The sequence below is a fragment of the Streptococcus cristatus genome (genome assembly GCF_019685515.1).
In the GTDB taxonomy this organism is placed as follows: domain Bacteria; phylum Bacillota; class Bacilli; order Lactobacillales; family Streptococcaceae; genus Streptococcus.
The window spans coordinates 1,442,758-1,466,272 of record NZ_JABFFN010000001.1; the positions used below are offsets into that span (position 1 = coordinate 1,442,758).

General features: G+C 43.5%; 17 protein-coding genes, 19 tRNA genes and 3 rRNA genes. 4 read left to right on the forward strand and 35 right to left on the reverse strand.

Features of this window, described 5'->3' with window-relative positions:
• Window positions 1–15: 15 nt before the first annotated feature.
• Together FOA33_RS06960 and FOA33_RS06965 are read right to left on the reverse strand one after the other, a co-directional pair.
• The gene (locus FOA33_RS06960; protein ID WP_221161104.1) at window positions 16–1,266 is read right to left on the reverse strand and encodes an extracellular solute-binding protein; all 1,251 of its coding nucleotides are present in this window, start codon (window positions 1,264–1,266) and stop codon (window positions 16–18) included.
• A 12-nt stretch (window positions 1,267–1,278) separates the two neighbouring features.
• Complete coding sequence (locus tag FOA33_RS06965) at window positions 1,279–3,441, reverse strand: alpha-galactosidase (protein ID WP_221161291.1); 2,163 nt, start codon at window positions 3,439–3,441, stop codon at window positions 1,279–1,281.
• Window positions 3,442–3,548: 107 nt separating this feature from the next.
• Between FOA33_RS06965 and FOA33_RS06970 the strand changes: the two genes are divergently transcribed.
• Complete coding sequence (locus tag FOA33_RS06970; RefSeq protein WP_221161105.1) at window positions 3,549–4,409, forward strand: AraC family transcriptional regulator; 861 nt, start codon at window positions 3,549–3,551, stop codon at window positions 4,407–4,409.
• Entirely contained in the window at window positions 4,406–5,341 is a 936-nt protein-coding gene (gene birA, locus FOA33_RS06975; protein WP_221161106.1) for a bifunctional biotin--[acetyl-CoA-carboxylase] ligase/biotin operon repressor BirA, read from the forward strand. Before FOA33_RS06970 ends, birA begins: the two co-directional genes overlap by 4 nt.
• 76 nt (window positions 5,342–5,417) lie before the next feature.
• Here birA and FOA33_RS06980 read toward each other — a convergent pair.
• The 23 genes from FOA33_RS06980 to rlmD all read right to left on the reverse strand — a co-directional run bounded on the left by FOA33_RS06980 (window position 5,418) and on the right by rlmD (window position 13,545).
• Window positions 5,418–5,505, reverse strand: a tRNA-Ser gene (locus FOA33_RS06980).
• Between the two features lie 6 nt (window positions 5,506–5,511).
• Window positions 5,512–5,585 (reverse strand) — tRNA-Ile (locus FOA33_RS06985).
• Window positions 5,586–5,619: 34 nt separating this feature from the next.
• A tRNA-Gly gene (locus FOA33_RS06990) sits at window positions 5,620–5,690 on the reverse strand.
• Window positions 5,691–5,706: 16 nt separating this feature from the next.
• Window positions 5,707–5,779, reverse strand: a tRNA-Phe gene (locus FOA33_RS06995).
• A 3-nt stretch (window positions 5,780–5,782) separates the two neighbouring features.
• Window positions 5,783–5,856 (reverse strand) — tRNA-Met (locus FOA33_RS07000).
• An 11-nt stretch (window positions 5,857–5,867) separates the two neighbouring features.
• Window positions 5,868–5,957 (reverse strand) — tRNA-Ser (locus FOA33_RS07005).
• 11 nt (window positions 5,958–5,968) lie between these two features.
• Window positions 5,969–6,042 (reverse strand) — tRNA-Ile (locus FOA33_RS07010).
• Window positions 6,043–6,055: 13 nt separating this feature from the next.
• Window positions 6,056–6,129: transfer RNA gene (locus tag FOA33_RS07015), tRNA-Met, on the reverse strand.
• 5 nt (window positions 6,130–6,134) lie between these two features.
• Window positions 6,135–6,208 (reverse strand) — tRNA-Pro (locus FOA33_RS07020).
• A 15-nt stretch (window positions 6,209–6,223) separates the two neighbouring features.
• Window positions 6,224–6,297 (reverse strand) — tRNA-Arg (locus FOA33_RS07025).
• 11 nt (window positions 6,298–6,308) lie between these two features.
• Window positions 6,309–6,394, reverse strand: a tRNA-Leu gene (locus FOA33_RS07030).
• A gap of 7 nt (window positions 6,395–6,401) precedes the next feature.
• A tRNA-Gly gene (locus tag FOA33_RS07035) sits at window positions 6,402–6,473 on the reverse strand.
• Between the two features lie 27 nt (window positions 6,474–6,500).
• Window positions 6,501–6,573 (reverse strand) — tRNA-Thr (locus FOA33_RS07040).
• Between the two features lie 12 nt (window positions 6,574–6,585).
• Window positions 6,586–6,667, reverse strand: a tRNA-Leu gene (locus tag FOA33_RS07045).
• Window positions 6,668–6,672: 5 nt separating this feature from the next.
• Window positions 6,673–6,745 (reverse strand) — tRNA-Lys (locus FOA33_RS07050).
• 24 nt (window positions 6,746–6,769) lie between these two features.
• A tRNA-Asp gene (locus FOA33_RS07055) sits at window positions 6,770–6,842 on the reverse strand.
• A gap of 4 nt (window positions 6,843–6,846) precedes the next feature.
• A tRNA-Val gene (locus FOA33_RS07060) sits at window positions 6,847–6,919 on the reverse strand.
• 4 nt (window positions 6,920–6,923) lie between these two features.
• Window positions 6,924–7,039, reverse strand: a 5S ribosomal RNA gene (rrf, locus tag FOA33_RS07065).
• 76 nt (window positions 7,040–7,115) lie between these two features.
• Window positions 7,116–10,017, reverse strand: a 23S ribosomal RNA gene (locus FOA33_RS07070).
• A 122-nt stretch (window positions 10,018–10,139) separates the two neighbouring features.
• Window positions 10,140–10,212 (reverse strand) — tRNA-Ala (locus FOA33_RS07075).
• A gap of 51 nt (window positions 10,213–10,263) precedes the next feature.
• Window positions 10,264–11,812, reverse strand: a 16S ribosomal RNA gene (locus FOA33_RS07080).
• The 16S, 23S and 5S rRNA genes sit together here with 19 tRNA genes alongside, the layout of an rRNA operon.
• Window positions 11,813–12,043: 231 nt before the next feature.
• A tRNA-Glu gene (locus FOA33_RS07085) sits at window positions 12,044–12,115 on the reverse strand.
• A gap of 59 nt (window positions 12,116–12,174) precedes the next feature.
• On the reverse strand, window positions 12,175–13,545 hold the full coding sequence (rlmD, locus tag FOA33_RS07090) for a 23S rRNA (uracil(1939)-C(5))-methyltransferase RlmD (RefSeq protein ID WP_221161107.1): 1,371 nt from the start codon (window positions 13,543–13,545) through the stop codon (window positions 12,175–12,177).
• 37 nt (window positions 13,546–13,582) lie between these two features.
• On the opposite strand from rlmD, the gene recX reads away from it, so the two are divergent.
• Window positions 13,583–14,359: a recombination regulator RecX gene (gene recX / locus FOA33_RS07095; protein WP_221161108.1), complete on the forward strand. Its 777-nt coding sequence runs from the start codon at window positions 13,583–13,585 to the stop codon at window positions 14,357–14,359.
• A gap of 88 nt (window positions 14,360–14,447) precedes the next feature.
• Window positions 14,448–14,981: a nucleoside tri-diphosphate phosphatase gene (gene ntdP, locus FOA33_RS07100; protein WP_000775318.1), complete on the forward strand. Its 534-nt coding sequence runs from the start codon at window positions 14,448–14,450 to the stop codon at window positions 14,979–14,981.
• A gap of 70 nt (window positions 14,982–15,051) precedes the next feature.
• Here the strand turns inward: ntdP and FOA33_RS07105 are convergent, their stop codons facing one another.
• From FOA33_RS07105 to rpoE, 10 genes are all read right to left on the reverse strand, one after another.
• The gene (locus FOA33_RS07105) at window positions 15,052–15,819 is read right to left on the reverse strand and encodes an epoxyqueuosine reductase QueH (protein WP_000567567.1); all 768 of its coding nucleotides are present in this window, start codon (window positions 15,817–15,819) and stop codon (window positions 15,052–15,054) included.
• Window positions 15,820–15,942: 123 nt separating this feature from the next.
• Window positions 15,943–17,565, reverse strand: coding sequence for a chaperonin GroEL (gene groL, locus FOA33_RS07110; protein ID WP_221161109.1), 1,623 nt, complete (start codon window positions 17,563–17,565; stop codon window positions 15,943–15,945).
• A 15-nt stretch (window positions 17,566–17,580) separates the two neighbouring features.
• On the reverse strand, window positions 17,581–17,865 hold the full coding sequence (gene groES, locus FOA33_RS07115; protein ID WP_000917320.1) for a co-chaperone GroES: 285 nt from the start codon (window positions 17,863–17,865) through the stop codon (window positions 17,581–17,583).
• Between the two features lie 308 nt (window positions 17,866–18,173).
• On the reverse strand, window positions 18,174–18,569 hold the full coding sequence (locus tag FOA33_RS07120) for a single-stranded DNA-binding protein (protein ID WP_221161110.1): 396 nt from the start codon (window positions 18,567–18,569) through the stop codon (window positions 18,174–18,176).
• Between the two features lie 76 nt (window positions 18,570–18,645).
• A complete protein-coding gene (locus tag FOA33_RS07125; protein ID WP_221161111.1) occupies window positions 18,646–19,407 on the reverse strand; it encodes an SDR family NAD(P)-dependent oxidoreductase in 762 nt (253 codons plus the stop codon).
• A 41-nt stretch (window positions 19,408–19,448) separates the two neighbouring features.
• Window positions 19,449–20,075 (reverse strand): YtpR family tRNA-binding protein, encoded by a 627-nt coding sequence (ytpR, locus tag FOA33_RS07130; protein WP_084932732.1) that lies wholly within the window; start codon window positions 20,073–20,075, stop codon window positions 19,449–19,451.
• Window positions 20,076–20,090: 15 nt separating this feature from the next.
• Complete coding sequence (locus tag FOA33_RS07135) at window positions 20,091–20,408, reverse strand: thioredoxin family protein (RefSeq protein WP_221161112.1); 318 nt, start codon at window positions 20,406–20,408, stop codon at window positions 20,091–20,093.
• Window positions 20,405–20,704, reverse strand: a complete 300-nt coding sequence (locus tag FOA33_RS07140; protein ID WP_221161113.1) for a DUF4651 domain-containing protein — start codon at window positions 20,702–20,704, stop codon at window positions 20,405–20,407. Before FOA33_RS07140 ends, FOA33_RS07135 begins: the two co-directional genes overlap by 4 nt.
• 153 nt (window positions 20,705–20,857) lie before the next feature.
• Window positions 20,858–22,465 carry a CTP synthase gene (locus FOA33_RS07145; protein ID WP_221161114.1) on the reverse strand — a complete coding sequence of 536 codons (1,608 nt, stop codon included), beginning with the start codon at window positions 22,463–22,465 and terminating at the stop codon, window positions 20,858–20,860.
• Between the two features lie 316 nt (window positions 22,466–22,781).
• Window positions 22,782–23,372 carry a DNA-directed RNA polymerase subunit delta gene (gene rpoE / locus FOA33_RS07150; RefSeq protein ID WP_057489407.1) on the reverse strand — a complete coding sequence of 197 codons (591 nt, stop codon included), beginning with the start codon at window positions 23,370–23,372 and terminating at the stop codon, window positions 22,782–22,784.
• Between the last annotated feature and the right edge of the window lie 143 nt (window positions 23,373–23,515).

The following is a 23,515-nucleotide window of genomic DNA, read 5'->3' on the forward strand; positions in this document are numbered from 1 at the left end:
ATCTTAACTCCTATTCTAGTCCAAATCTGCCTTCATTGGATTAAAGAAAGCATTGAGATTGTTTGCCATATTTTTCAGATTTTTATCCATCAAGTAACCTGCACTTAGATTAAAAAAGTCTTCTTCAGAATTCCAGTGTTGGCCCAACCAAACATAATGCTTGTCCGTAAATGCCAGTTTAGAAATCTCTGTAAGCGCTGAGTCTTCTTTTTCTTGTATACCTTTCACCGCAACTGGTGATCCATCTACATCATAATATGACTGCATAGCTTTTGGACTAGTCATATAGCTGATAAATTCTTCGGTTTCTTTCGGATGTTTAGTTGTAGCTGAAGTTGATAATGCCATGTCCCCTGAACCAACAGTAACTTCTTTTCCTACTTCTTCTCCTGGGAAGGCAAACATCCCCATCTCAAATTTGGGATCCTGTTGATTAATTGCCGCTAATGCCCATGATCCTTGTGGCATCATCAAAGCTGTTTCACTCGAAAATGCTACCACCGCATCATTATAAGAAGCACCACGCCAACCATCTTGAGCATTATCTGCCAATAAATCGAGTCGTTCTGCATCTGCTTTTAAAATAGCATCATCAGCAGAGATAGCGTTTGGTTTTGAAAAGCGAAGGTAGTTATTAGCAGCGTCTCCACTACCTGTAATAGTAATGAGAGAAAGTTGGTGGTAACCATTTAGTGTCCAGCCTTCATTGCCTGCAACTGCGAACGGAGAATGCCCACTATCTTTTATCTTTTTAACAATCTCTTGAAACTCTTTAAAAGTCTTCGGTTCCTCAAGTCCTAATTCTTTAAACTTCGTTTTATTGTAATAGATTCCATAAAGATTGGCCGTTAAAGGCACACTATAAATCTTGTTATTGATTGCATACTTTTCAGCATAGTCATTCTTGATGTTCTCAAGATAAGATTTTCCTGTCATATCTGCAAAATAGCCTGCCTTCGCCCACTCCTGAAAATCCATATTTTGAGGATAGATATTAATAATATCTGGAACATCTCCTGATAAAATCCGAGTCTTCAGAACAATTCCAGCTGCGGGTACTGTAGTCAGCTTCACATCAATATTAGGGTGTTCCTTTTCAAAATCATCCACTATCCTTTGCAAGGTATCTGCCATCTCGGTCTTCTGGTTAAAAAACTCAATCGTTACCTTGCCATCAGCTGACTTCTCTTGACTACTACAAGCTGACAGTCCCAAAAGGCAGAGTCCTGTAGTAGCAATTAAGCTCATCTTTTTATACCATCTCATGATTTTATCTCCTTATCTTCTAATGAAATGTAACTGCCTGCTGAGATAATCTCCCTGCGGAAGCCCCATAGTAATACCCGCATACATGAGTTCTGCGCCTGAGTAAACTACACCATTTTCCTGTAATTCATACCGTCCCTCTTCATCCAAATCTTTTAACTTTAAAGTTGTTTCCATTGTTTCCACAACTGATAAGACTCGGACGTAGGTTACAATCGTTTGATTTCCATAGTTGAATTGTACAGCTGCTTCATTGGATTCAGCATCGGGATTGATTAACCTATACTGGTTTCCCAACTGGACTACTGGCCGCAATTCTTTATACAAGTTCACCTGATTAGCAATCTCAGCTTTCTCATCATCTGATAAACTTGTCAAATCAAGCTCATAACCCAGATTTCCCATCATTGCCACATGACCACGAGTTTCCAATGGTGTCATTCGTCCCATCTGATGATTTGGTACTGCTGACACATGAGCCCCCATAGAAATGGTTGGATAGAGATAGGATGAGCCATATTGAATTGGTAAACGTGCAATAGCATCAGTATTATCACTAGCCCAGACTTGTGGGAAATAGCGCATCATGCCAAGATCATTTCGTCCACCACCACCAGAGCAGGACTCAAAGAGAATATGACTGTGTTTCTCTGTCAGATAAGAAACGAGTTCGTAAAGCCCCAACATATACTGATGAGACTGCATCTGAGTTTCCAGATAAGCTGAACCATTCCCTAAGTTAGTGATATTGCGGTTCATATCCCATTTGATATAGTCAATCTTATGATGAGAGAGGAGTTCATCTAAGACATTTTTCAAATATTCTACTACCTGGGGATTGGCAAGATTAAGTACTAATTGATTTCGAGAATAGGTATGCTCATATCCTGGAACCTGAATAGCCCAGTCAGGATGTTTACGATACAAGTCGCTATCAACAGAAATCATCTCCGGTTCTAACCAAAGCCCAAACTGCAAACCTCTTTCATGGATAGCTGAAATCAGACTTTCAAGACTTCCACCCAGCTTTTTCTCATTAACAACCCAATCACCTAAAGCCCGATTATCATCAAAGCGATTACCAAACCACCCATCATCTAATACAAAAAGTTCAATTCCAACTTTCTTAGCTTCATCTGCCAACTCTAACAGTTTTTCTCTCTGAAAGTCAAAGTAGGTAGCTTCCCAGTTATTGATTAGAATTGGACGCTCTTTTTTAGAAAACTGACTTGGCATAATGTGCTTAAGTACAAAATTTTGACTTTCATGGCTAATACCAGTTAATCCTTGATCTGAAAAGGTCACTAAAGCTACCGGTGTTTCAAAATTTTCCTCAGGATCTAACTTCCAAGAAAAATTTTCTGGATTAATGCCAATAGCCACCCGAACTTCATTCAATTGATTCTTTTGAACAAAAGCTTCGAAGTTTCCACTATACAGTAGTTGCAGAGCAAACACATTCCCAGCATCCTCTGTGACTCCTTGATCACATAGTAGAAGAGCTGGTGTTTGAGCATGCCCAGAAGCTCCACGGTTCGAACTAATCGAAAAGATTCCTTGTTTTACCTGTTGACGTCGAACAGTCTTTTCACGAGCATAAGCTCCCTGTAAAATCACTATTTCGTAAGCTGCAGCAGGAAAATCAGCCATAAAAGAAAAGTCCTTGTGGATGATAACTTCCTGATTACTATTATTTTCCAATTTACTGTAGCTAGCAATTGTCGCATTATTATCAAAAGCAGTATAATACAAAGTCAGACTAAGTTGAGCCTTAGAATCTTTTAAAATCAAGACAAGCGTCTCTGTACCATCCATGCTGTGTGGAGAAGGTAAGCCCTGTGGACCATTCTGACCTTTTAAAATCTTTGCTTCTACAAATCGAAAGTCTGTTACTTCAGTTGCATCATGTTGAACCTGTAAAGTTGGTTTTCTAAAGTCACCCAAACCATGTTGCCCAAAAATTTGACGTTGCGTATCCAAACTAAAGGTTCGATTAGTAGCTGTTGGATTACCTGAAAAAGCATGATCGCGTTCATAAACACTATTAGAGCCTCTATAGTTCTTAATAGTCTTTCCTAAATGTTTTAATAATAAGAACCCATCCCTATTTTCAATAATCAAACTTAAACTTTTACTCTCAACGTAAAATAGATTATTCTCTATTCGAACTCCCATAAATTGTACCTCATCCATTTCTTGATAAAATTTTATCATATAAAAGCGCTTTCTAAAATAGAGAAATGTATACAAAGTATGGTAAAATGTTAGGTAGGAGGTGGCACATGCTCGTTTTTTCAGAATACCAGACTGGAACAATTGATCTTTCTCTTAGCTTCTACGGTTATGAAGAATGCACGCCTAATTACTCTTTTGGCCCAGCTATTCGTGACACATACGTTCTACATTACATTACTAAAGGAAAAGGTCAATTCCATTATAAGGGGAAAATTGTTGATTTAAAGGCAGGAGATTTCTTTTTACTAAAACCGGATGAATTAACATTCTATCAAGCAGATAGCCAGGATCCTTGGGCTTACTACTGGTTGGGAATTACTGGAGGGAGGGCACCTGACTACTTTGCTCTATCTCAAATTTCTGACCAATCCTACCTCACCCAGTCAAATAACTGTCATACACAAACAACTGCAAAACTCGTTGAAAATATTGTCCGCTTCGCTCAGATTACAAAATCAAATGAATTAGCTCAACTCCACATCATGGGACAACTCCATGAACTAATGTTTCATCTAGGAACGATTGCTCCCAATCAGAAAAAAGAGAATATTTCATCAACCCACCAACTCTATCTTGACTGCAAACGATTAATTGATAGTCACTATCCACAATCACTCACCATTCAAGATTTAGCTAAAGAGCTATCGGTTCATAGAAGTTACTTAACTAGTGTGTTTAAAGAATTTCATCAACTCTCTCCAAAAGAGTATTTACTTTTCGTTCGAATGAAGCGTGCTCAACAGTTACTAGAACACACCAATGAAACGATCAAAGTCATTGCATATTCTGTGGGTTTTTCAGATCCACTACATTTCTCAAAAGCCTACAAACAGTTTTTTCATAAAACACCTAGTCAAACTCGAAAGGAATACTCTCACTCCCTCTTAGCTAGAAAGGAAAATCAATGAAATCACACCAACTAGTTTACCAAATATTAGCTAGAGAAAACGATTATGTTAGCGGAGAAAAAATCGGAGAAGAACTGAATTTAAGCCGTACATCCATATGGAAAGCGATTCAACGTCTTCAACAAGAAGGCCTAGAAATTGACAGTATCAAAAATAGAGGATACAAGCTTATTCAAGGCGACCTGATATTGCCTGATTTGATTCAAAAGAAAACCAACTTAATCGTTCACTACAAACCTGAGACCAAATCAACCCAAACAGATGCAAAAGAAGGAATTGAAGCTGGAAACAAAGGAAATACACTCTATCTTTCAACCTGTCAAACAGCAGGTCGTGGACGCTTTCAACGTCCCTACTATTCTCCATCTCAGGGAGGCATCTATATGTCCCTGCATATTCAACCAAACCTTCACTACGAAAAGCTCCCATCCTATACTCTCCTTGTAGCTGCTGCAGTCTACAAAGCCATTAAAAACCTAACTATGATAGAAGTAGATATCAAATGGGTAAATGACATCTACTTTAAAAATAAAAAAATAGCAGGTATCCTCACCGAAGCAATGACATCAGTTGAGACAGGCTTGGTTACAGATGTCATTATCGGAGTTGGTACAAATTTTTCTATAGCAGACTTCCCAGATGACCTAAAAGAAAAAGCAGGCAGCCTATTTATGCCACCTGCACCAATTAGTCGTAATGAGCTCATCAGCGAAATATGGAATTGTTTCTACAATATGGATCCAGATGAGTTACTTTATATCTATAAAGAAAGATCAATAGTTCTTGGAAAAAAAGTTACCTTCCAGCTAGATGGAAAAGAGAAAAAAGGCCTTGCAAAAGAAATCTCAGAATCTGGTCAACTACAAGTCGAACTTGCAAACAAACGTACTATCTGGCTAAATAGCGGAGAAATATCACTAACAAATTGGTAATAAACAAATCCCCCTTTTAACGATCTAGAAGGGGGATTTACATACAAAAAAAGAGCCTAGAAGCTCCCTTTACGTACGGAGAATGGGGGATTCGAACCCCCGCGCCGGTTACCCGACCTAACGATTTAGCAAACCGTCCTCTTCAGCCTCTTGAGTAATTCTCCTATTAATGGGCACGAGTGGACTCGAACCACCGACCTCACGCTTATCAGGCGTGCGCTCTAACCACCTGAGCTACGCGCCCAAGTTAAAAAACTTGGTATTTGAACAAAGTTCAAAGCGGGTGACGAGAATCGAACTCGCGACAACAGCTTGGAAGGCTGTAGTTTTACCACTAAACTACACCCGCTTGATAAAATATAATATGGCGCGAGACGGAATCGAACCGCCGACACATGGAGCTTCAATCCATTGCTCTACCAACTGAGCTACCGAGCCAAATTGCGGGAGCAGGATTTGAACCTACGACCTTCGGGTTATGAGCCCGACGAGCTACCGAGCTGCTCCATCCCGCGTTAATATAAAAAGGAGGATGTGGGATTCGAACCCACGCACGCTTTTACACGCCTGACGGTTTTCAAGACCGTTCCCTTCAGCCGGACTTGGGTAATCCTCCATTATTTACAATGGACCTTGTAGGACTTGAACCTACGACCACTCGGTTATGAGCCGAGAGCTCTAACCAGCTGAGCTAAAGGTCCAACAAGATCAATATAGCGGCGAAGGGGATCGAACCCCCGACCTCCCGGGTATGAACCGGACGCTCTAGCCAGCTGAGCTACACCGCCATAAATCGGGAAGACAGGATTCGAACCTGCGACACCTTGGTCCCAAACCAAGTACTCTACCAAGCTGAGCTACTTCCCGCGTTAACTAAAAAAATGCACCCTAGAGGAGTCGAACCTCTAACCGCCTGATTCGTAGTCAGGTACTCTATCCAGTTGAGCTAAGGGTGCTCATCATTATATGCCGAGGACCGGAATCGAACCGGTACGATCGTTACCAATCGCAGGATTTTAAGTCCTGTGCGTCTGCCAGTTCCGCCACCCCGGCCTCTCTAAGCGAACGACGGGATTCGAACCCGCGACCCCCACCTTGGCAAGGTGGTGTTCCACCACTGAACTACGTTCGCATCGACCTCTTATTCTATATAAAAAAATGCCGGCTACATGACTTGAACACGCGACCCTCTGATTACAAATCAGATGCTCTACCAACTGAGCTAAGCCGGCTGCTTTCTATTATGCGGGTTAAGGGACTTGAACCCCCACGCCGTTAAGCGCCAGATCCTAAATCTGGTGCGTCTGCCAATTCCGCCAAACCCGCAAATATGACCCGTACTGGGCTCGAACCAGTGACCCATTGATTAAAAGTCAATTGCTCTACCAACTGAGCTAACGAGTCTAAAATAACTTCCGTTACCTTAAACGGTCCCGACGGGAATCGAACCCGCGATCTTCGCCGTGACAGGGCGACGTGATAACCGCTACACTACGGGACCTATATGGGAGTTAACGGGATCGAACCGCTGACCCTCTGCTTGTAAGGCAGATGCTCTCCCAGCTGAGCTAAACTCCCTCTAGCTAAGCGACTTCCATATCTCACAGGGGGCAACCCCCAACTACTTCCGGCGTTCTAGGGCTTAACTGCTGTGTTCGGCATGGGTACAGGTGTATCTCCTAGGCTATCGTCACTTAACTCTGAGTAATACCTACTCAAAATTGAATATCTATCAAATAATTAGAAAACCTCACGCTTCGTATCCTCAGTTACTTTGGATAAGTCCTCGAGCTATTAGTATTAGTCCGCTACATGTGTCGCCACACTTCCACTTCTAACCTATCTACCTGATCATCTCTCAGGGCTCTTACTGATATATAATCATGGGAAATCTCATCTTGAGGTGGGTTTCACACTTAGATGCTTTCAGCGTTTATCCCTTCCCTACATAGCTACCCAGCGATGCCTTTGGCAAGACAACTGGTACACCAGCGGTAAGTCCACTCTGGTCCTCTCGTACTAGGAGCAGATCCTCTCAAATTTCCTACGCCCGCGACGGATAGGGACCGAACTGTCTCACGACGTTCTGAACCCAGCTCGCGTGCCGCTTTAATGGGCGAACAGCCCAACCCTTGGGACCGACTACAGCCCCAGGATGCGACGAGCCGACATCGAGGTGCCAAACCTCCCCGTCGATGTGAACTCTTGGGGGAGATAAGCCTGTTATCCCCAGGGTAGCTTTTATCCGTTGAGCGATGGCCCTTCCATACGGAACCACCGGATCACTAAGCCCGACTTTCGTCCCTGCTCGAGTTGTTGCTCTCGCAGTCAAGCTCCCTTATACCTTTACACTCTGCGAATGATTTCCAACCATTCTGAGGGAACCTTTGGGCGCCTCCGTTACCTTTTAGGAGGCGACCGCCCCAGTCAAACTGCCCGTCAGACACTGTCTCCGATAGGGATCACCTATCCGGGTTAGAGTGGCCATAACACAAGGGTAGTATCCCAACAACGTCTCCTTCGAAACTGGCGTCCCGATCTCTTAGACTCCTACCTATCCTGTACATGTGGTACAGACACTCAATATCAAACTGCAGTAAAGCTCCATGGGGTCTTTCCGTCCTGTCGCGGGTAACCTGCATCTTCACAGGTACTAAAATTTCACCGAGTCTCTCGTTGAGACAGTGCCCAAATCATTACGCCTTTCGTGCGGGTCGGAACTTACCCGACAAGGAATTTCGCTACCTTAGGACCGTTATAGTTACGGCCGCCGTTTACTGGGGCTTCAATTCATACCTTCGAGTTACCTCTAAGCACTCCTCTTAACCTTCCAGCACCGGGCAGGCGTCACCCCCTATACATCATCTTACGATTTAGCAGAGAGCTGTGTTTTTGATAAACAGTTGCTTGGGCCTATTCACTGCGGCTGACGTAAAGTCAGCACCCCTTCTCCCGAAGTTACGGGGTCATTTTGCCGAGTTCCTTAACGAGAGTTCTCTCGCTCACCTGAGGCTACTCGCCTCGACTACCTGTGTCGGTTTGCGGTACGGGTAGAGTATGTTTAACGCTAGAAGCTTTTCTTGGCAGTGTGACGTCACTAACTTCGCTACTAAACTTCGCTCCCCATCACAGCTCAATGTTATAGAATTAAGCATTTGACTCAATTCACACCTCACTGCTTAGACAGACACTTCCATTCGTCTGCTTTAGTTAGCCTACTGCGTCCCTCCATCACTACATACTCTAGTACAGGAATATCAACCTGTTGTCCATCGGATACACCTTTCGGTCTCTCCTTAGGTCCCGACTAACCCAGGGCGGACGAGCCTTCCCCTGGAAACCTTAGTCTTACGGTGGACAGGATTCTCACCTGTCTTTCGCTACTCATACCGGCATTCTCACTTCTATGCGTTCCAGCGCTCCTCACGGTACACCTTCTCCACACATAGAACGCTCTCCTACCATACCTATAAAGGTATCCACAGCTTCGGTAAATTGTTTTAGCCCCGGTACATTTTCGGCGCAGGGTCACTCGACTAGTGAGCTATTACGCACTCTTTGAATGAATAGCTGCTTCTAAGCTAACATCCTAGTTGTCTGTGCAACCCCACATCCTTTTCCACTTAACAATTATTTTGGGACCTTAGCTGGTGGTCTGGGCTGTTTCCCTTTCGACTACGGATCTTAGCACTCGCAGTCTGACTGCCGACCATAATTCTTTGGCATTCGGAGTTTATCTGAGATTGGTAATCCGGGATGGACCCCTCACCCAAACAGTGCTCTACCTCCAAGAATCTTTATGTCGACGCTAGCCCTAAAGCTATTTCGGAGAGAACCAGCTATCTCCAAGTTCGTTTGGAATTTCTCCGCTACCCACAAGTCATCCAAGCACTTTTCAACGTGCCCTGGTTCGGTCCTCCAGTGCGTCTTACCGCACCTTCAACCTGCTCATGGGTAGGTCACATGGTTTCGGGTCTACGACATGATACTAATGCGCCCTATTCAGACTCGGTTTCCCTACGGCTCCGTCTCTTCAACTTAACCTCGCATCATATCGTAACTCGCCGGTTCATTCTACAAAAGGCACGCTCTCACCCATTAACGGGCTCGAACTTGTTGTAGGCACACGGTTTCAGGTTCTATTTCACTCCCCTCCCGGGGTGCTTTTCACCTTTCCCTCACGGTACTGGTTCACTATCGGTCACTAGGGAGTATTTAGGGTTGGGAGATGGTCCTCCCAGATTCCGACGGGATTTCTCGTGTCCCGCCGTACTCAGGATACTGCTAGGTACAAAGACTATTTTAAATACGAGGCTCTTACTCTCTTTGGCTGATCTTCCCAAATCATTCTTCTATAATCTTTGAGTCCACATTGCAGTCCTACAACCCCGAAGAGTAAACTCTTCGGTTTGCCCTCCTGCCGTTTCGCTCGCCGCTACTAAGGCAATCGCTTTTGCTTTCTCTTCCTGCAGCTACTTAGATGTTTCAGTTCACTGCGTCTTCCTCCTCACATCCTTAACAGATATGGGTAACAGGTAGTACCTGCTGGGTTCCCCCATTCGGAAATCCCTGGATCATCGCTTACTTACAGCTACCCAAGGCATATCGTCGTTTGTCACGTCCTTCTTCGGCTCCTAGTGCCAAGGCATCCACCGTGCGCCCTTATTAACTTAACCTTATTTTTTGACCTTTCAGTCATAAACTCTTTTAATACTACAGCGTTTCGGTTTATTTTCTTGTTACTATTTGATATAGATATTCAATTTTCAATGTGCATTACTTGGTGATCTCTCACCAATGGAGCCTAGCGGGATCGAACCGCTGACCTCCTGCGTGCAAAGCAGGCGCTCTCCCAGCTGAGCTAAGGCCCCACAAGACCTCTCAAGACTAAACAAGACCAATGCGCAGTTCCTTATCCTTAGAAAGGAGGTGATCCAGCCGCACCTTCCGATACGGCTACCTTGTTACGACTTCACCCCAATCATCTATCCCACCTTAGGCGGCTGGCTCCTAAAAGGTTACCTCACCGACTTCGGGTGTTACAAACTCTCGTGGTGTGACGGGCGGTGTGTACAAGGCCCGGGAACGTATTCACCGCGGCGTGCTGATCCGCGATTACTAGCGATTCCGACTTCATGTAGGCGAGTTGCAGCCTACAATCCGAACTGAGACTGGCTTTAAGAGATTAGCTTGCCGTCACCGGCTTGCGACTCGTTGTACCAGCCATTGTAGCACGTGTGTAGCCCAGGTCATAAGGGGCATGATGATTTGACGTCATCCCCACCTTCCTCCGGTTTATTACCGGCAGTCTCGCTAGAGTGCCCAACTAAATGATGGCAACTAACAATAGGGGTTGCGCTCGTTGCGGGACTTAACCCAACATCTCACGACACGAGCTGACGACAACCATGCACCACCTGTCACCTCTGTCCCGAAGGAAAACTCTATCTCTAGAGCGGTCAGAGGGATGTCAAGACCTGGTAAGGTTCTTCGCGTTGCTTCGAATTAAACCACATGCTCCACCGCTTGTGCGGGCCCCCGTCAATTCCTTTGAGTTTCAACCTTGCGGTCGTACTCCCCAGGCGGAGTGCTTAATGCGTTAGCTGCGGCACTAAACCCCGGAAAGGGTCTAACACCTAGCACTCATCGTTTACGGCGTGGACTACCAGGGTATCTAATCCTGTTTGCTCCCCACGCTTTCGAGCCTCAGCGTCAGTTACAAGCCAGAGAGCCGCTTTCGCCACCGGTGTTCCTCCATATATCTACGCATTTCACCGCTACACATGGAATTCCACTCTCCCCTCTTGCACTCAAGTTAAACAGTTTCCAAAGCGTACTATGGTTAAGCCACAGCCTTTAACTTCAGACTTATCTAACCGCCTGCGCTCGCTTTACGCCCAATAAATCCGGACAACGCTCGGGACCTACGTATTACCGCGGCTGCTGGCACGTAGTTAGCCGTCCCTTTCTGGTAAGATACCGTCACAGTGTGAACTTTCCACTCTCACACTCGTTCTTCTCTTACAACAGAGCTTTACGATCCGAAAACCTTCTTCACTCACGCGGCGTTGCTCGGTCAGACTTCCGTCCATTGCCGAAGATTCCCTACTGCTGCCTCCCGTAGGAGTCTGGGCCGTGTCTCAGTCCCAGTGTGGCCGATCACCCTCTCAGGTCGGCTATGTATCGTCGCCTTGGTGAGCCGTTACCCCACCAACTAGCTAATACAACGCAGGTCCATCTGGTAGTGATGCATTTGCACCTTTCAATGAATTATCATGCGATAATCCATTTTATGCGGTATTAGCTATCGTTTCCAATAGTTATCCCCCGCTACCAGGCAGGTTACCTACGCGTTACTCACCCGTTCGCAACTCATCCAAGAAGAGCAAGCTCCTCTCTTCAGCGTTCTACTTGCATGTATTAGGCACGCCGCCAGCGTTCGTCCTGAGCCAGGATCAAACTCTCATTAAAAGTTTGAGTTCTCACTCATTTCTGTCACTGACAGATTTATTGTTTTTTTCATTGTTCAGTACTATAACCTTAGTTATAGTGCCCTGCACATTGGTTCGTCTTGTTCAGTTTTCAAAGGTCTTTGTCACTCAATCTCTCTCAAGCGGCAACTATATTAGTATATCACAGCTGCTAACCTATGTCAACACTTTTTTGAAACTTTTTTCAAGTTTTTTTAACCGCAATACACCATAGTCCGTACGGGATTCGAACCCGTGTTACCGCCGTGAAAAGGCGGTGTCTTAACCCCTTGACCAACGGACCTTGAGCTTTTCAACTCTTTCTATTATACCTACTTTTTTACCTTTGTCAAGATCTTTTTTTCAGTGAATTTGATTTTTTCTTTTCTTCACTAACTTAACTACTGCTTCTGTTCGTGCAGTGTGGGGAAACATATCGACCGACTGGATATACTGGAGATCATAGACTTTTACTAGTTTAACCAAATCTCGTGCCAAGGTTGAAACATTGCAGGATACATAGACCATTTTTTCTGGAACATAGGTCAGAATGGTATCCAACAACTTATCATCTAAGCCTGTACGAGGAGGGTCGACTATCAATGCATCTGCTCGGTAGCCATCTTGATACCAGCGTGGAATAATCTCTTCAGCTGTTCCCGCTTCGTAATGGGTATTGTCAAACCCCATTTTTTGAGCATTTCGCTTAGCATCTTCTATGGCTTCCGGAATAATATCCATTCCTCTGAGACTCTTTACTTTACTTGCAAAGGCAAATCCGATCGTCCCAACACCACAATAAGCATCGATTAGATGGTCTTCTTTGCTGACATCCAGAGCCTTAATTGCTTCACTATAGAGAATTTCTGTCTGCTCCGGATTAAGTTGATAAAAGGCTCGGGGCGAGAGAGAAAACTCATAGTCAAGTACTCCTTCTTGAATACTCTCTTGGCCCCAGATAATTTCCGTCTTTTCACCATAGATTTCACTTGTTTTTGCTGTATTTGTATTGACAGCAACCGTGACAACTTCTGGAAAATCCTTGACTAAGTCTTTGACCAGTTGATTTAAATTAAGCTGGCGATTTGTGACAATGATAATCTGAACTTGCCCCGTTTTCCTTGCTCTGCGTACCATGATGGTGCGAACGCCTAGCGTTTTTCTCTCATCGGTGATGGGGATTTGGTGGTAAGTAAGAAGTTCAGCTAGGCGATTCGCAATCACTTGGGTTTCCTTATCTTGCACCAAACAGTCTTTCAACTCTACGAGATAATGAGAGTTTTGCGCATACAAACCTGCCTTGACCTGATTTTTAAATTTCCGAGTCTGAAATTGAAGCTTAGCACGGTAGTACTTTGGTTCCTGCATTCCGATAGTTGGACGGATTTCATAGTTTTCATATCCTGCAGGAGTAAATTTTTTCAGGGCTTGATGGAGCAGATCCGTTTTGAACTCTAACTGTTTATCGTAGTGGAGGTGCATGATTTGGCAACCACCACATTCATTATAAATCGTACAAGCTGGCACGACTCGAAACTTAGACTTCTTATTAACCTTTAGTAATTTGGCTTCAACAAAGTTACGTTTAATAGAAGTAATCTGACAATAGATATCTTCTCCTTTGAGGGCGCCTGGCACAAAAACGAGGGTTTTCTGATAGAAACCGATTCCCTCACCATTGATGCCCATCCGCTTGATTTTTAAAGGTATTTTTTGTTTGACTTTCAGATTCATACCCCTATCTTATCACATTTTGAGGTATAATAGAACTATGAAAATCACAAAACTTGAAAAGAAAAAATGTCTCTACTTGATGGAGTTAGATGGACAGCAAACCTCTTATATCACGGAGGATACCATTGTCCGTTTTATGTTGTCTAAAGATAAGGTCATTAGTAAAGAGGAACTTACCGAGATTCAGGACTTTGCCCAGTTCTCTTATGGTAAAAATCTCGCCCTCTACCATCTATCATTTAAAGATCGAACCGAAAAGGAAGTTCGTGAGTATCTGAAAAAGTATGATCTTGATGAAAAAATCACTAGTCAAGTTATCGCTAATCTTAAAGAAGATAACTGGATTAATGATCGTCAGTATACCTACTCTATCATCAATGCAAATCAACTTTCTGGAGATAAAGGACCCTATGTGCTAGCTCAAAAACTGTCTCAAAAAGGGATTGCCAAAGCAACTATTGAAGATGTTTTAAAGGATTTTGATTTTTCGGAGGTTGCTCAACGTGTGGCGGAGAAACTTCTAAAAAAATACACGGGAAAGCTTCCCGCTCGTGCCTTGCAAGATAAGATTATCCAAAACTTAACGAACAAAGGCTTCTCCTATTCTGATGCTAAGAATGCCTTTGACGACTTGGACAGTCAAGTCGACCAAGAAACGACTCAAGAACTCATTTTTAAAGAACTGGATAAACAATATTCTAAATATGCTCGTAAATATGAAGGTTACGAACTAAAGCAACGTTTGACCCAAGTCCTAGCCAGAAAAGGCTATGATTTTTCGGATATAGCAAGCGCTCTCAGAGAATATCTTTAATATTTTCAGGTAAAATTCAAAAAAATTAGACCAATTTATGATATAATAGTAAACGATAAACTTATAAATTGTAGAAAGTTGGTTAGTTATGAAACTTCCAAAAGAAGGCGACTTTATTACAATTCAAAGTTATAAGCATGATGGGAGTCTTCACCGTACTTGGCGAGACACCATGGTACTAAAAACAACAGAGAACGCTATTATCGGCGTCAACGACCACACACTTGTTACCGAAAGTGACGGTCGTCGTTGGGTGACTCGAGAACCCGCTATTGTTTACTTTCACAAAAAATATTGGTTTAATATCATTGCCATGATTCGCGATAATGGGATTTCCTACTATTGCAATATGGCCAGCCCCTACTATCTAGATGAGGAAGCCCTGAAATACATTGATTATGATTTGGATGTCAAGGTTTTCACTGATGGCGAAAAGCGTCTCTTGGACGTTGAAGAGTATGAGCGCCATAAACGCAAAATGAAGTATTCTGATGATTTAGACTATATTTTGAAAGAGCATGTTAAAATCCTTGTTGATTGGATCAACAATGGACGCGGTCCTTTCTCAGAGGCCTATGTCAACATTTGGTACAAACGCTACATAGAACTAAAGAATCGGTAAAGTTGTCAAACTGGGGTGAGAGCCCTGGTTTTTTTATTTTAAAAACCCAGCTTTACAGCTGGGTTAATTGCTATATATCTAATTTAGTGACAGTAAACTTGATATGGGAATAATCTTTTTCAACATCCTTATCTAACAGGAAAGCCGTGGCATCCTTCTTAACCTGAACAAGATCAATGTTCTGGGCTTGAGCTGCATAGACGCATCCACAATAGCATTGACGATAGATGTCATACTCCTCACACATCTCCACTGAACGTTTGTAGCCTTGATTTTTCTTGAAATCACTTGGAAGATAGTGGGTGGTATAAATCTTTTGCACATCGATTCCGATGCTGTTGATGGTTTGAGAATTCTTATGGGGACTGATGGTCAAGGCTGAACCAAAGTAGTCAAAGCCCAGGTCCATAGCTACCTGTGCTGTTTTATCCAGACGGTAGTCAAAACAAACCTTGCAACGGTCACCACCTTCGGGTTCTTCTTCCAGTCCTCTGACTAACTTCCGGTATTCATTTGGTTCGTAGGGAGCTTCAAGGTACTGGACTGTATTGCCTGTTCGCTCATTGAAATCACTGACAAATTTCTTGGTGACGTAAGCCCGCTTGTGGTATTCTGCCTTGGGATGGATATTGGAATTGGCAAAATAGATGGTCACATCAGCGTATTTTGTCAGGTATTCTAGGGTGTAGGTACTACAAGGAGCACAGCAAACATGCATGAGAATAGTGGGACGTTGCTCATTTTTCTCCCAAACCTGAACCATTTTCTGCATAACACGGTCATAATTAATCTTCTGATTGGGATTCATCTTGCTCAGAATTTCTTCTACATCAATCATGTTCTTCTCCTTCTTCTAGTCTTATTTTATCATATAAGTTAGGAGAGCTCAAATCTATTTAGAAGAGAAAATCTTAAAAGGAGGGATTATGTTCCCTCCTTTTGTGTTTTTTATAAGTTGCTTTTACATCATCCCGCCCATCATGCTTGGATCCATTGCTGGAGCTGAGGCTACTGGTTCTGGTTTATTGGCTACGACTGCTTCTGTTGTTAAAATCAAGCTAGCTACAGAGGCTGCATTTTGAAGGGCAGAACGGCTCACTTTAACTGGGTCAATGATTCCCTCTTCAATCATGTTGACCCACTCGCCAGTCGCTGCGTTGAAGCCTGTACCAACTTCCGCATTTTTCAAGCGATCAATAACGATAGATCCTTCGAATCCTGCATTGTGAGCGATTTGACGAACAGGTTCTTCCAAGGCACGGAGAACAATATTACGCCCTGTTGCTTCATCTCCTGTCAATTCCAAATCAGCTACGGCTGGAATGACATTGGCAAGAGCAGTTCCACCACCTGCAACGATTCCTTCTTCAACGGCTGCACGAGTAGCGTTGAGGGCATCTTCAATGCGGAGTTTCATTTCTTTCAACTCAGTTTCAGTTGCAGCTCCGACCTTGATCACTGCGACACCACCTGACAATTTTGCCAAGCGTTCTTGCAATTTTTCGCGGTCAAATTCAGATGTTGTAGTTTCAATTTGAGACTTGATAACCGCAACACGGTGAGAAATAGCTTCAGGATTTCCAGCACCTTCTACGATAACAGTGCTATCTTTGTCCACAGTTACTCTCGCTGCTTGACCAAGCGCCTCAATAGTCGCATCTTTCAACTCAAGGCCAAGATCTTCTGTGATGACTGTGCCGCCTGTCAAGATAGCGATGTCTTCAAGCATGGCTTTTCGACGGTCACCGAAGCCAGGTGCTTTGACAGCTACGACATTGAAGGTTCCACGAATCTTGTTCAATACAAGAGTCGGAAGAGCTTCACCATCTACATCATCTGCAATAATCAAGAGCGGACGGTTGCTTTGAAGAATGCTTTCTAGAAGTGGCAAGATTTCTTGAATATTGGAAATCTTCTTATCAGTAATTAAAATGTATGGATTTTCAAGGTCAGCCACCATTTTTTCGCTATCTGTCACCATGTACTGTGAAAGGTAACCACGGTCAAACTGCATTCCTTCAACAACTTCAAGTTCTGTTTCCATACCACGTGACTCTTCAATGGTGATGACTCCGTCTTTACCAACTTTTTCCATGGCTTCAGAGATGTATTCACCGACTTTTTCAGAACGAGAAGATACAGCGGCAACCTGAGCGATGGCTTCTTTATTGGCAACAGGGATGGCATTGTTTTTCAAGGCTTCTACTGCAGCAGCAACTGCTGCTTCAATCCCCCGACGAATGCCGATTGGGTTGGCACCTGCTGTGACGTTCTTGATTCCTTCACGTACGATAGCTTGAGTCAAAACAGTTGCAGTTGTTGTCCCGTCACCTGCGATATCATTGGTTTTTGAAGCTACTTCTGATACCAATTTGGCACCCATATTTTCAAAATGGTCTTCCAACTCGATTTCTTTGGCAATAGTAACACCGTCATTGGTAATCAAGGGTGAGCCAAATGATTTTTCCAACACAACATTACGACCTTTTGGTCCTAAGGTTACTTTAACTGTGTCTGCTAGGATATCAACACCACGAACCATAGCTGAACGAGCATCTGATGAAAATTTAATTTCTTTTGACATACTTACTTTCTCCTTCTATTCTTCAATGATTGCCAAGATGTTGGCTTCGCCTACGATGATATACTTTTCATCGCCATCTTTGACATCAATACCTGCATGTGCTTCAACTAAGACACGGTCTCCAGCCTTAACGCTTGGAGCTACCAAGTCACCGTTCAAGGTACGAACACCTTGTCCAGTAGCTACAACTTGGGCTGTTTTTGTTTTTTCTTGGGCTGAGCCTGCAAGGACAAAGCCTCCAACAGTTTGTTCTTTTTCTTCGATTTTCAAGACCACACGGTCTCCTAATGGTTTCAACATCTGTTTTCCTCCATGATGAACTACATATTATTAGCACTCTTTGTAACCGAGTGCTAATCCATAGTTCTATTGTATCACTTGGTCAGAAATAGTCAAGAAAAAAGTCTGACTTTGGCAAGATAAAAAGCCTGAGACCAACTCAGACTTTTCAATGTTTATACTCAATGATAATCAAAGATCAAACTAGGAAGCTAGCCTCAGGTTGCTCAAAACAGTGTTTTGAGGTTGTGGATAGAACTGACGAAGTCAGTTACCTATACCTACGGCAAGGTGAAGCTGACGTGGTTTGAAGAGATTTTCGAAGAGTATTAAAATGGCAATTCCTCCTCTTCCAAAACCAAGTCTGCCAAATCCTGTCCTGCATTATTTTCACGCATAGCACGTTGGGCGCGGCTTTCCAAAAGTTGGAATCCTGTGGCAAGAACTTCGGTCACATAGTTCATCTGGCCATTTTTCTCAAAGCGACGGGTACGAAGTTCTCCATCCACAGAGATAAGACTACCTTTAGTTGCGTAGCTTGCCAAGGTTTCAGCCAATTTCCCCCAAAGAACAAGATTGACAAAGTCGACTTCGCGTTCTCCATTTTGGTCTTTGTAACGACGATTCACAGCAATTGTTGCGCGCGCTACTGACTTGTCATTGTTGGTTTTGTGCAATTCTGGTGTAGACGTCAAGCGCCCGATCATAATAACTTTATTATACATATTTTCTTCCTCCTACTTATCTATTCGCAAGGAATAAAAAAAGTTACAGAAATTTGTAACTTTTTGAGGAGATTCTTTATTTTTTATGCACCATGAAACCTGTCGCCTGTTGATTGGCCATAATAGTCATATCTGTAATCTGCACGCGACGAGGCTGACTGGTCACATAGACCACTGTATCTGCAATATCCTGAGCTTGCAAGGCTTCGATTCCCTGATAGACCGCCTCAGCTCGCTCTTTGTCACCGTGAAAGCGTACTGTAGAAAAATCTGTTGCGACGATTCCCGGTTGAATGGTCGTCACCTTGATATCCGTTGCGATGGTATCAATTCGCAGGCCATCTGAAAAGGTTTTAACTGCTGCCTTGGTGGCTGAGTAAACTGCTGCACCCGCATAGGCATAAATTCCTGCGGTCGATCCCATATTGATAATATGCCCCTGATTGACTTTTACCATTGTTGGTAAGAAACAGCGAGTGACTGCCATCAAACCCTTGACATTGGTATCCAACATGGTCAGCATATCCAATTCTTCATAGTCTTGATAGGGAGCCAAGCCAAGAGCTAGTCCAGCGTTATTGACCAAGATATCAATCTGTCCTATAGCATCAAGAATATCGGAGCAGACAGTCTTTACCATAGCCATATCCGTGACATCCAGTGGAAAGGTCCAAACGGTTTGATTTGGAAAAGTTTCTGCAAACTCTGACTTGAGGGCCTCTAGTCTGTCTGTCCGTCGCCCTGTTAGAACGACATTCTCCCCCTGCTCCAGATAAGCACGCGCAATCGCTTCACCAATTCCTGAGGTCGCCCCTGTAATCACAACATTTTTTGCCATCTTATCCCCCTCTATCTGGTCTATCAAATACCGACAATTTCCTAGGACGTCCAGTGTTTGGCTGGGTCAAATGGAGTTCCGACCACTTGGTCTTCTGATAATTCAATAACCCCACGTTTTTGCGGAGCATTTGGTAGATGCAATTCACGAGGACTGCACATCATCCCAAAACTCTTTTCACCGCGAAGTTCGCCTGGGAAAATGAGATTGCCTTTTGGCATCATCGCTCCAGGAAGAGCTACAATAGTTTTCAATCCAACACGCGCATTAGGTGCTCCTGCAACGATTTGCACTGTCTTGTCACTTGCAACAGCCACTTGGCAGATGTTAAGGTGATCGCTATCTGGGTGAGCTACCATCTCAACAATCTCACCGACGACAAACTTAGGTTCTTTGTCATTGACAATCTCTTCTGCAAAGCCTTCCGCCTGCAATTCTTGGTTCAAACGTTCTACTTGCTCATCTGTCAAAAACACTTGACCACGCTCTGCAATTTCAAATAAACTTGAAACTTCGAAAATATTCCAAGCTACTGTTTCTCCATTTTCTTTGAGGAAAACACGGGCTACCTTGCCTTTGCGCTCCACATCCAACTTGGCATCTCCGCTATTTTTCACGATGATCATAAGGACATCGCCAACATGCTCTTTATTATATGTAAAAATCATTCTTTCCATTTTCTCCTATTTCAGTCCTGCTAAAAAGTCGTTAATTTGTTGCTTGCTTTTACGGTCGCGATTGACAAATCGGCCGATTTCCGTGTCCTTTTCTAGCACAACAAGGCTAGGAATCCCGTACACATCCCAGAGTTTGGCTAGATCCATGTACTGGTCACGGTCCACTCGAATAAAGGTGAACTCTGGATTGGTCTCCTCAATCTCTGGCAAGGATGGATAGATATAACGACAATCGCCACACCAGTCCGCCACAAAAAGGAAAACCTTCTTGCCATCTTGCTCGACAAAACCTGCAAGCTCTTCTATACTATTGGGAGTAATCATAAGGCTTCCTCCTCATAGACCAAATCTTCATTTTCATAGACAAAGGTATAATGACGGCCATCCTCGAAAATGACTCCTCCGACAAGTCGCTCTAGGCTACTTTCGTAGACTTGAACATAGAGAGTCGCAATCTCACCCATATCTGAGAAAAGTTCGCGCACGATAGCGGTCAACTCTTCTTGAGACTTCATGAGTTTGTGGTTATCTGCTGCTTTTTTAGCCCCTAAAGCAAGGGCACTTAGACCAGCCACAGTCAAGCCAGTCATCCATAATTTCTTAGCTTTCATACCATTCATTGTAACACAAAAAGGGCTCTAGGACAAATAGGGAAGCCGTATACGAGCAAGGAAAATCTCTTCCCTCAGTGAGTCTAATTCTTATTGCCAAGCGCCTGAGTTCCTGAATGAATTAAAAAACCTCTGAGATTGCTCTCAGAGATTAGAAGATAACTAGTTACTATTTTCAACTGCTGCAGTGACAAAGGCAGTGTAGAGTTCTTCTGGACGGTTTGGACGGCTTGACAGTTCAGGGTGATACTGACAAGCTACAAAGAATTTATTTTCAGGAATTTCCACAATTTCTACCAAACGATTGTCTGGAGAAACTCCTGAGAAGACAAAACCTGCTGCCTCAAACTGTTCACGAAAGGCGTTGTTAAACTCATAACGATGACGGTGACGACGTTGCACCACTTCTTGATTATGGTAAGCAGCTGCTGCCTTAGAACCACGTTTCAACTTAGATGGATAAAGTCCCAAACGAAGGGTGCCACCCATATCCTCAACATCAACCTGGTCACGCATGATATCAATGATAGGGTATTTTGTTTCTGGTGCAAGTTCAGCAGAATTGGCACCTTCAAGACCCAAAACGTGACGAGCAAACTCGATACAAGTCAACTGCATTCCCAAGCAGACTCCCAACATTGGGACATCATTCTCACGCGCATAACGGATGGCTTGAATTTTCCCTTCCGTACCACGTTGGCCAAAACCTCCTGGTACGATGATTCCGTCCGCATCAGACAAGAGCTCTGCCACATTCTCTACCGTCACATCATTGGCATTGATCCAATTAATCTTCACTTCTGCGTCGTTGGCATACCCAGAGTGTTTTAAGGCTTCGACCACAGAGATGTAGGCATCTTGCAACTCCACATACTTACCGACAAGGGAAATCTTGACATGTTTTTTCAGGTTCATGACCTTGTCCACCATGGCTGACCACTCTGTCATATCCGCTGCTGGTGCATCTAATTTCAAGTGGTCACAAACAATTTGGTCCATACCTTGTGCCTGCAAGTTCAGGGGAATTTGGTAAAGGTGTTCGACATCCAAAGACTCGATAACGGCTTCTGGTGCTACATCACAGAACTGGGCCAGTTTGTTTTTAATGCCCTGACCAGCTGGTTTTTCTGTACGAATGACCAACATATTTGGCTGGATTCCCAAACCGCGCAATTCTTTTACAGAATGCTGAGTCGGCTTGGTCTTCATCTCACCAGCAGCCTTGAGGTAAGGAAGCAAGGTTGTATGGATGTACATGACGTTATCTGCACCCACATCTGCCTTCATCTGACGAAGGGCCTCTAGAAATGGCAAGGACTCGATATCTCCTACTGTTCCACCTACCTCTGTGATAATGACATCCGAGTCGGTCGTTACAGCGGCACGCTTGATTTTTTCTTTTAAAGCATCTGTGATATGAGGAATGACTTGAACAGTTGCGCCAAGGTACTCGCCACGGCGTTCCTTACGAAGAACTTCACTGTAGATTTTACCAGTTGTCACATTGGAATATTTATTGAGATTGATATCGATAAAACGTTCATAGTGACCCAAGTCCAAATCTGTCTCAGCCCCATCATCTGTCACAAAGACTTCCCCGTGCTGGTAAGGGCTCATGGTTCCCGGATCGATATTGATATAAGGGTCAAACTTCTGAATAGTCACTTTTAGACCACGATTTTTCAAGAGACGGCCTAGACTTGCTGCCACAATCCCTTTCCCAATAGACGACACCACACCACCAGTTACAAAAATATATTTCGTAGACATAGATTCCTCTTTCTAAAATACTCAAGGCCTTGTTAACTACGAGGGGAGATAGAAAACAAGACCCTTATGAATAACGACATTTCAAGAAAACTTCCTGAAAAAACAAAAATAGCTCCCTAGTTACTAGGGAGCCCCGACCTCTAAAAGAGGTGCCCGAACAATATAATACCTCAAAGCAGAACATTTGTCAACCCGAGTTGGTAAAAGATGAAAAAAGAAGATTACTTTCAGAAAACCAACTAAAGATCCACATCCAAACGGATGGCCTGCTCAAGGAACGAAAAAGGAGATCAGGCGATCTCCTCTGTATAGTCTTTTACTCTTCTTCACTCGTTTCTGCGTCATCGTCAGAAAACTCGTCGTCTTCTTCGTTGAGATCCACGTCTTCACCCAAGTCATCAGGGGCGATTTCGTTGATTTCTGCATCGTAAGCTTCCACTTCATTTTTCTCATCATCTGGATTATCATCATCATATGAAAGAGCTGGGTCTGCTTCGTATGCATCTTCGTCTTCTGGATCATCTGCATTGTAGTCAATGGCATCTGAATCACCATCCATAAAGGCGTTGACACGTTTTTTCTTAGCTTTTGGTGCTACTTCATCGTCATCACTTTCTTCAAGAGCGATGATTTCTTCGTCAATTTCGTCTACACCATACCATGAACGAAGACCCCATTTGTTGTCTCCAAGAGAGATGAAGCTACCGTCAAAGTTCAACTCTGTGTAGAACAACGGCAAGGCTTCACGGATATCGCTGTTTGATGTTCCAAGATAGTTTTGAATTTCGTTTACAAGATCACTAAAATGCATCTCATGATCGCGACCACGAAGTTCCAAGATAGCACGCGCTACCTCAATCATAGATAGTTCACTTTTTTCTTGCCCAGCAAATACTTCTAATTCCAAAGCGTTTCTCCTCATTTTTACTACTATCGCCAGAGCGAACAGACTCTGACCACATTTTATCATGTACTCTTTATTGTACGATAATTTTGCGGAATAGTCAAAGGTTAAAATAGATTTATCTATGATTTATTAAGTAAAAATCA

Excerpts from the sequence above, each read along its gene's own strand:
- FOA33_RS06960 (WP_221161104.1), bottom strand. The coding sequence starts at position 1,266 with ATGAGATGGTATAAAAAGATGAGCTTAATTGCTACTACAGGACTCTGC.
- FOA33_RS06965 (WP_221161291.1), bottom strand. The coding sequence starts at position 3,441 with ATGGGAGTTCGAATAGAGAATAATCTATTTTACGTTGAGAGTAAAAGT.
- FOA33_RS06970 (WP_221161105.1), top strand. The coding sequence starts at position 3,549 with ATGCTCGTTTTTTCAGAATACCAGACTGGAACAATTGATCTTTCTCTT.
- birA (WP_221161106.1), top strand. The coding sequence starts at position 4,406 with ATGAAATCACACCAACTAGTTTACCAAATATTAGCTAGAGAAAACGAT.
- rlmD (WP_221161107.1), bottom strand. The coding sequence starts at position 13,545 with ATGAATCTGAAAGTCAAACAAAAAATACCTTTAAAAATCAAGCGGATG.
- recX (WP_221161108.1), top strand. The coding sequence starts at position 13,583 with ATGAAAATCACAAAACTTGAAAAGAAAAAATGTCTCTACTTGATGGAG.
- ntdP (WP_000775318.1), top strand. The coding sequence starts at position 14,448 with ATGAAACTTCCAAAAGAAGGCGACTTTATTACAATTCAAAGTTATAAG.
- FOA33_RS07105 (WP_000567567.1), bottom strand. The coding sequence starts at position 15,819 with ATGATTGATGTAGAAGAAATTCTGAGCAAGATGAATCCCAATCAGAAG.
- groL (WP_221161109.1), bottom strand. The coding sequence starts at position 17,565 with ATGTCAAAAGAAATTAAATTTTCATCAGATGCTCGTTCAGCTATGGTT.
- groES (WP_000917320.1), bottom strand. The coding sequence starts at position 17,865 with ATGTTGAAACCATTAGGAGACCGTGTGGTCTTGAAAATCGAAGAAAAA.
- FOA33_RS07120 (WP_221161110.1), bottom strand. The coding sequence starts at position 18,569 with ATGTATAATAAAGTTATTATGATCGGGCGCTTGACGTCTACACCAGAA.
- FOA33_RS07125 (WP_221161111.1), bottom strand. The coding sequence starts at position 19,407 with ATGGCAAAAAATGTTGTGATTACAGGGGCGACCTCAGGAATTGGTGAA.
- ytpR (WP_084932732.1), bottom strand. The coding sequence starts at position 20,075 with ATGATTTTTACATATAATAAAGAGCATGTTGGCGATGTCCTTATGATC.
- FOA33_RS07135 (WP_221161112.1), bottom strand. The coding sequence starts at position 20,408 with ATGATTACTCCCAATAGTATAGAAGAGCTTGCAGGTTTTGTCGAGCAA.
- FOA33_RS07140 (WP_221161113.1), bottom strand. The coding sequence starts at position 20,704 with ATGAATGGTATGAAAGCTAAGAAATTATGGATGACTGGCTTGACTGTG.
- FOA33_RS07145 (WP_221161114.1), bottom strand. The coding sequence starts at position 22,465 with ATGTCTACGAAATATATTTTTGTAACTGGTGGTGTGGTGTCGTCTATT.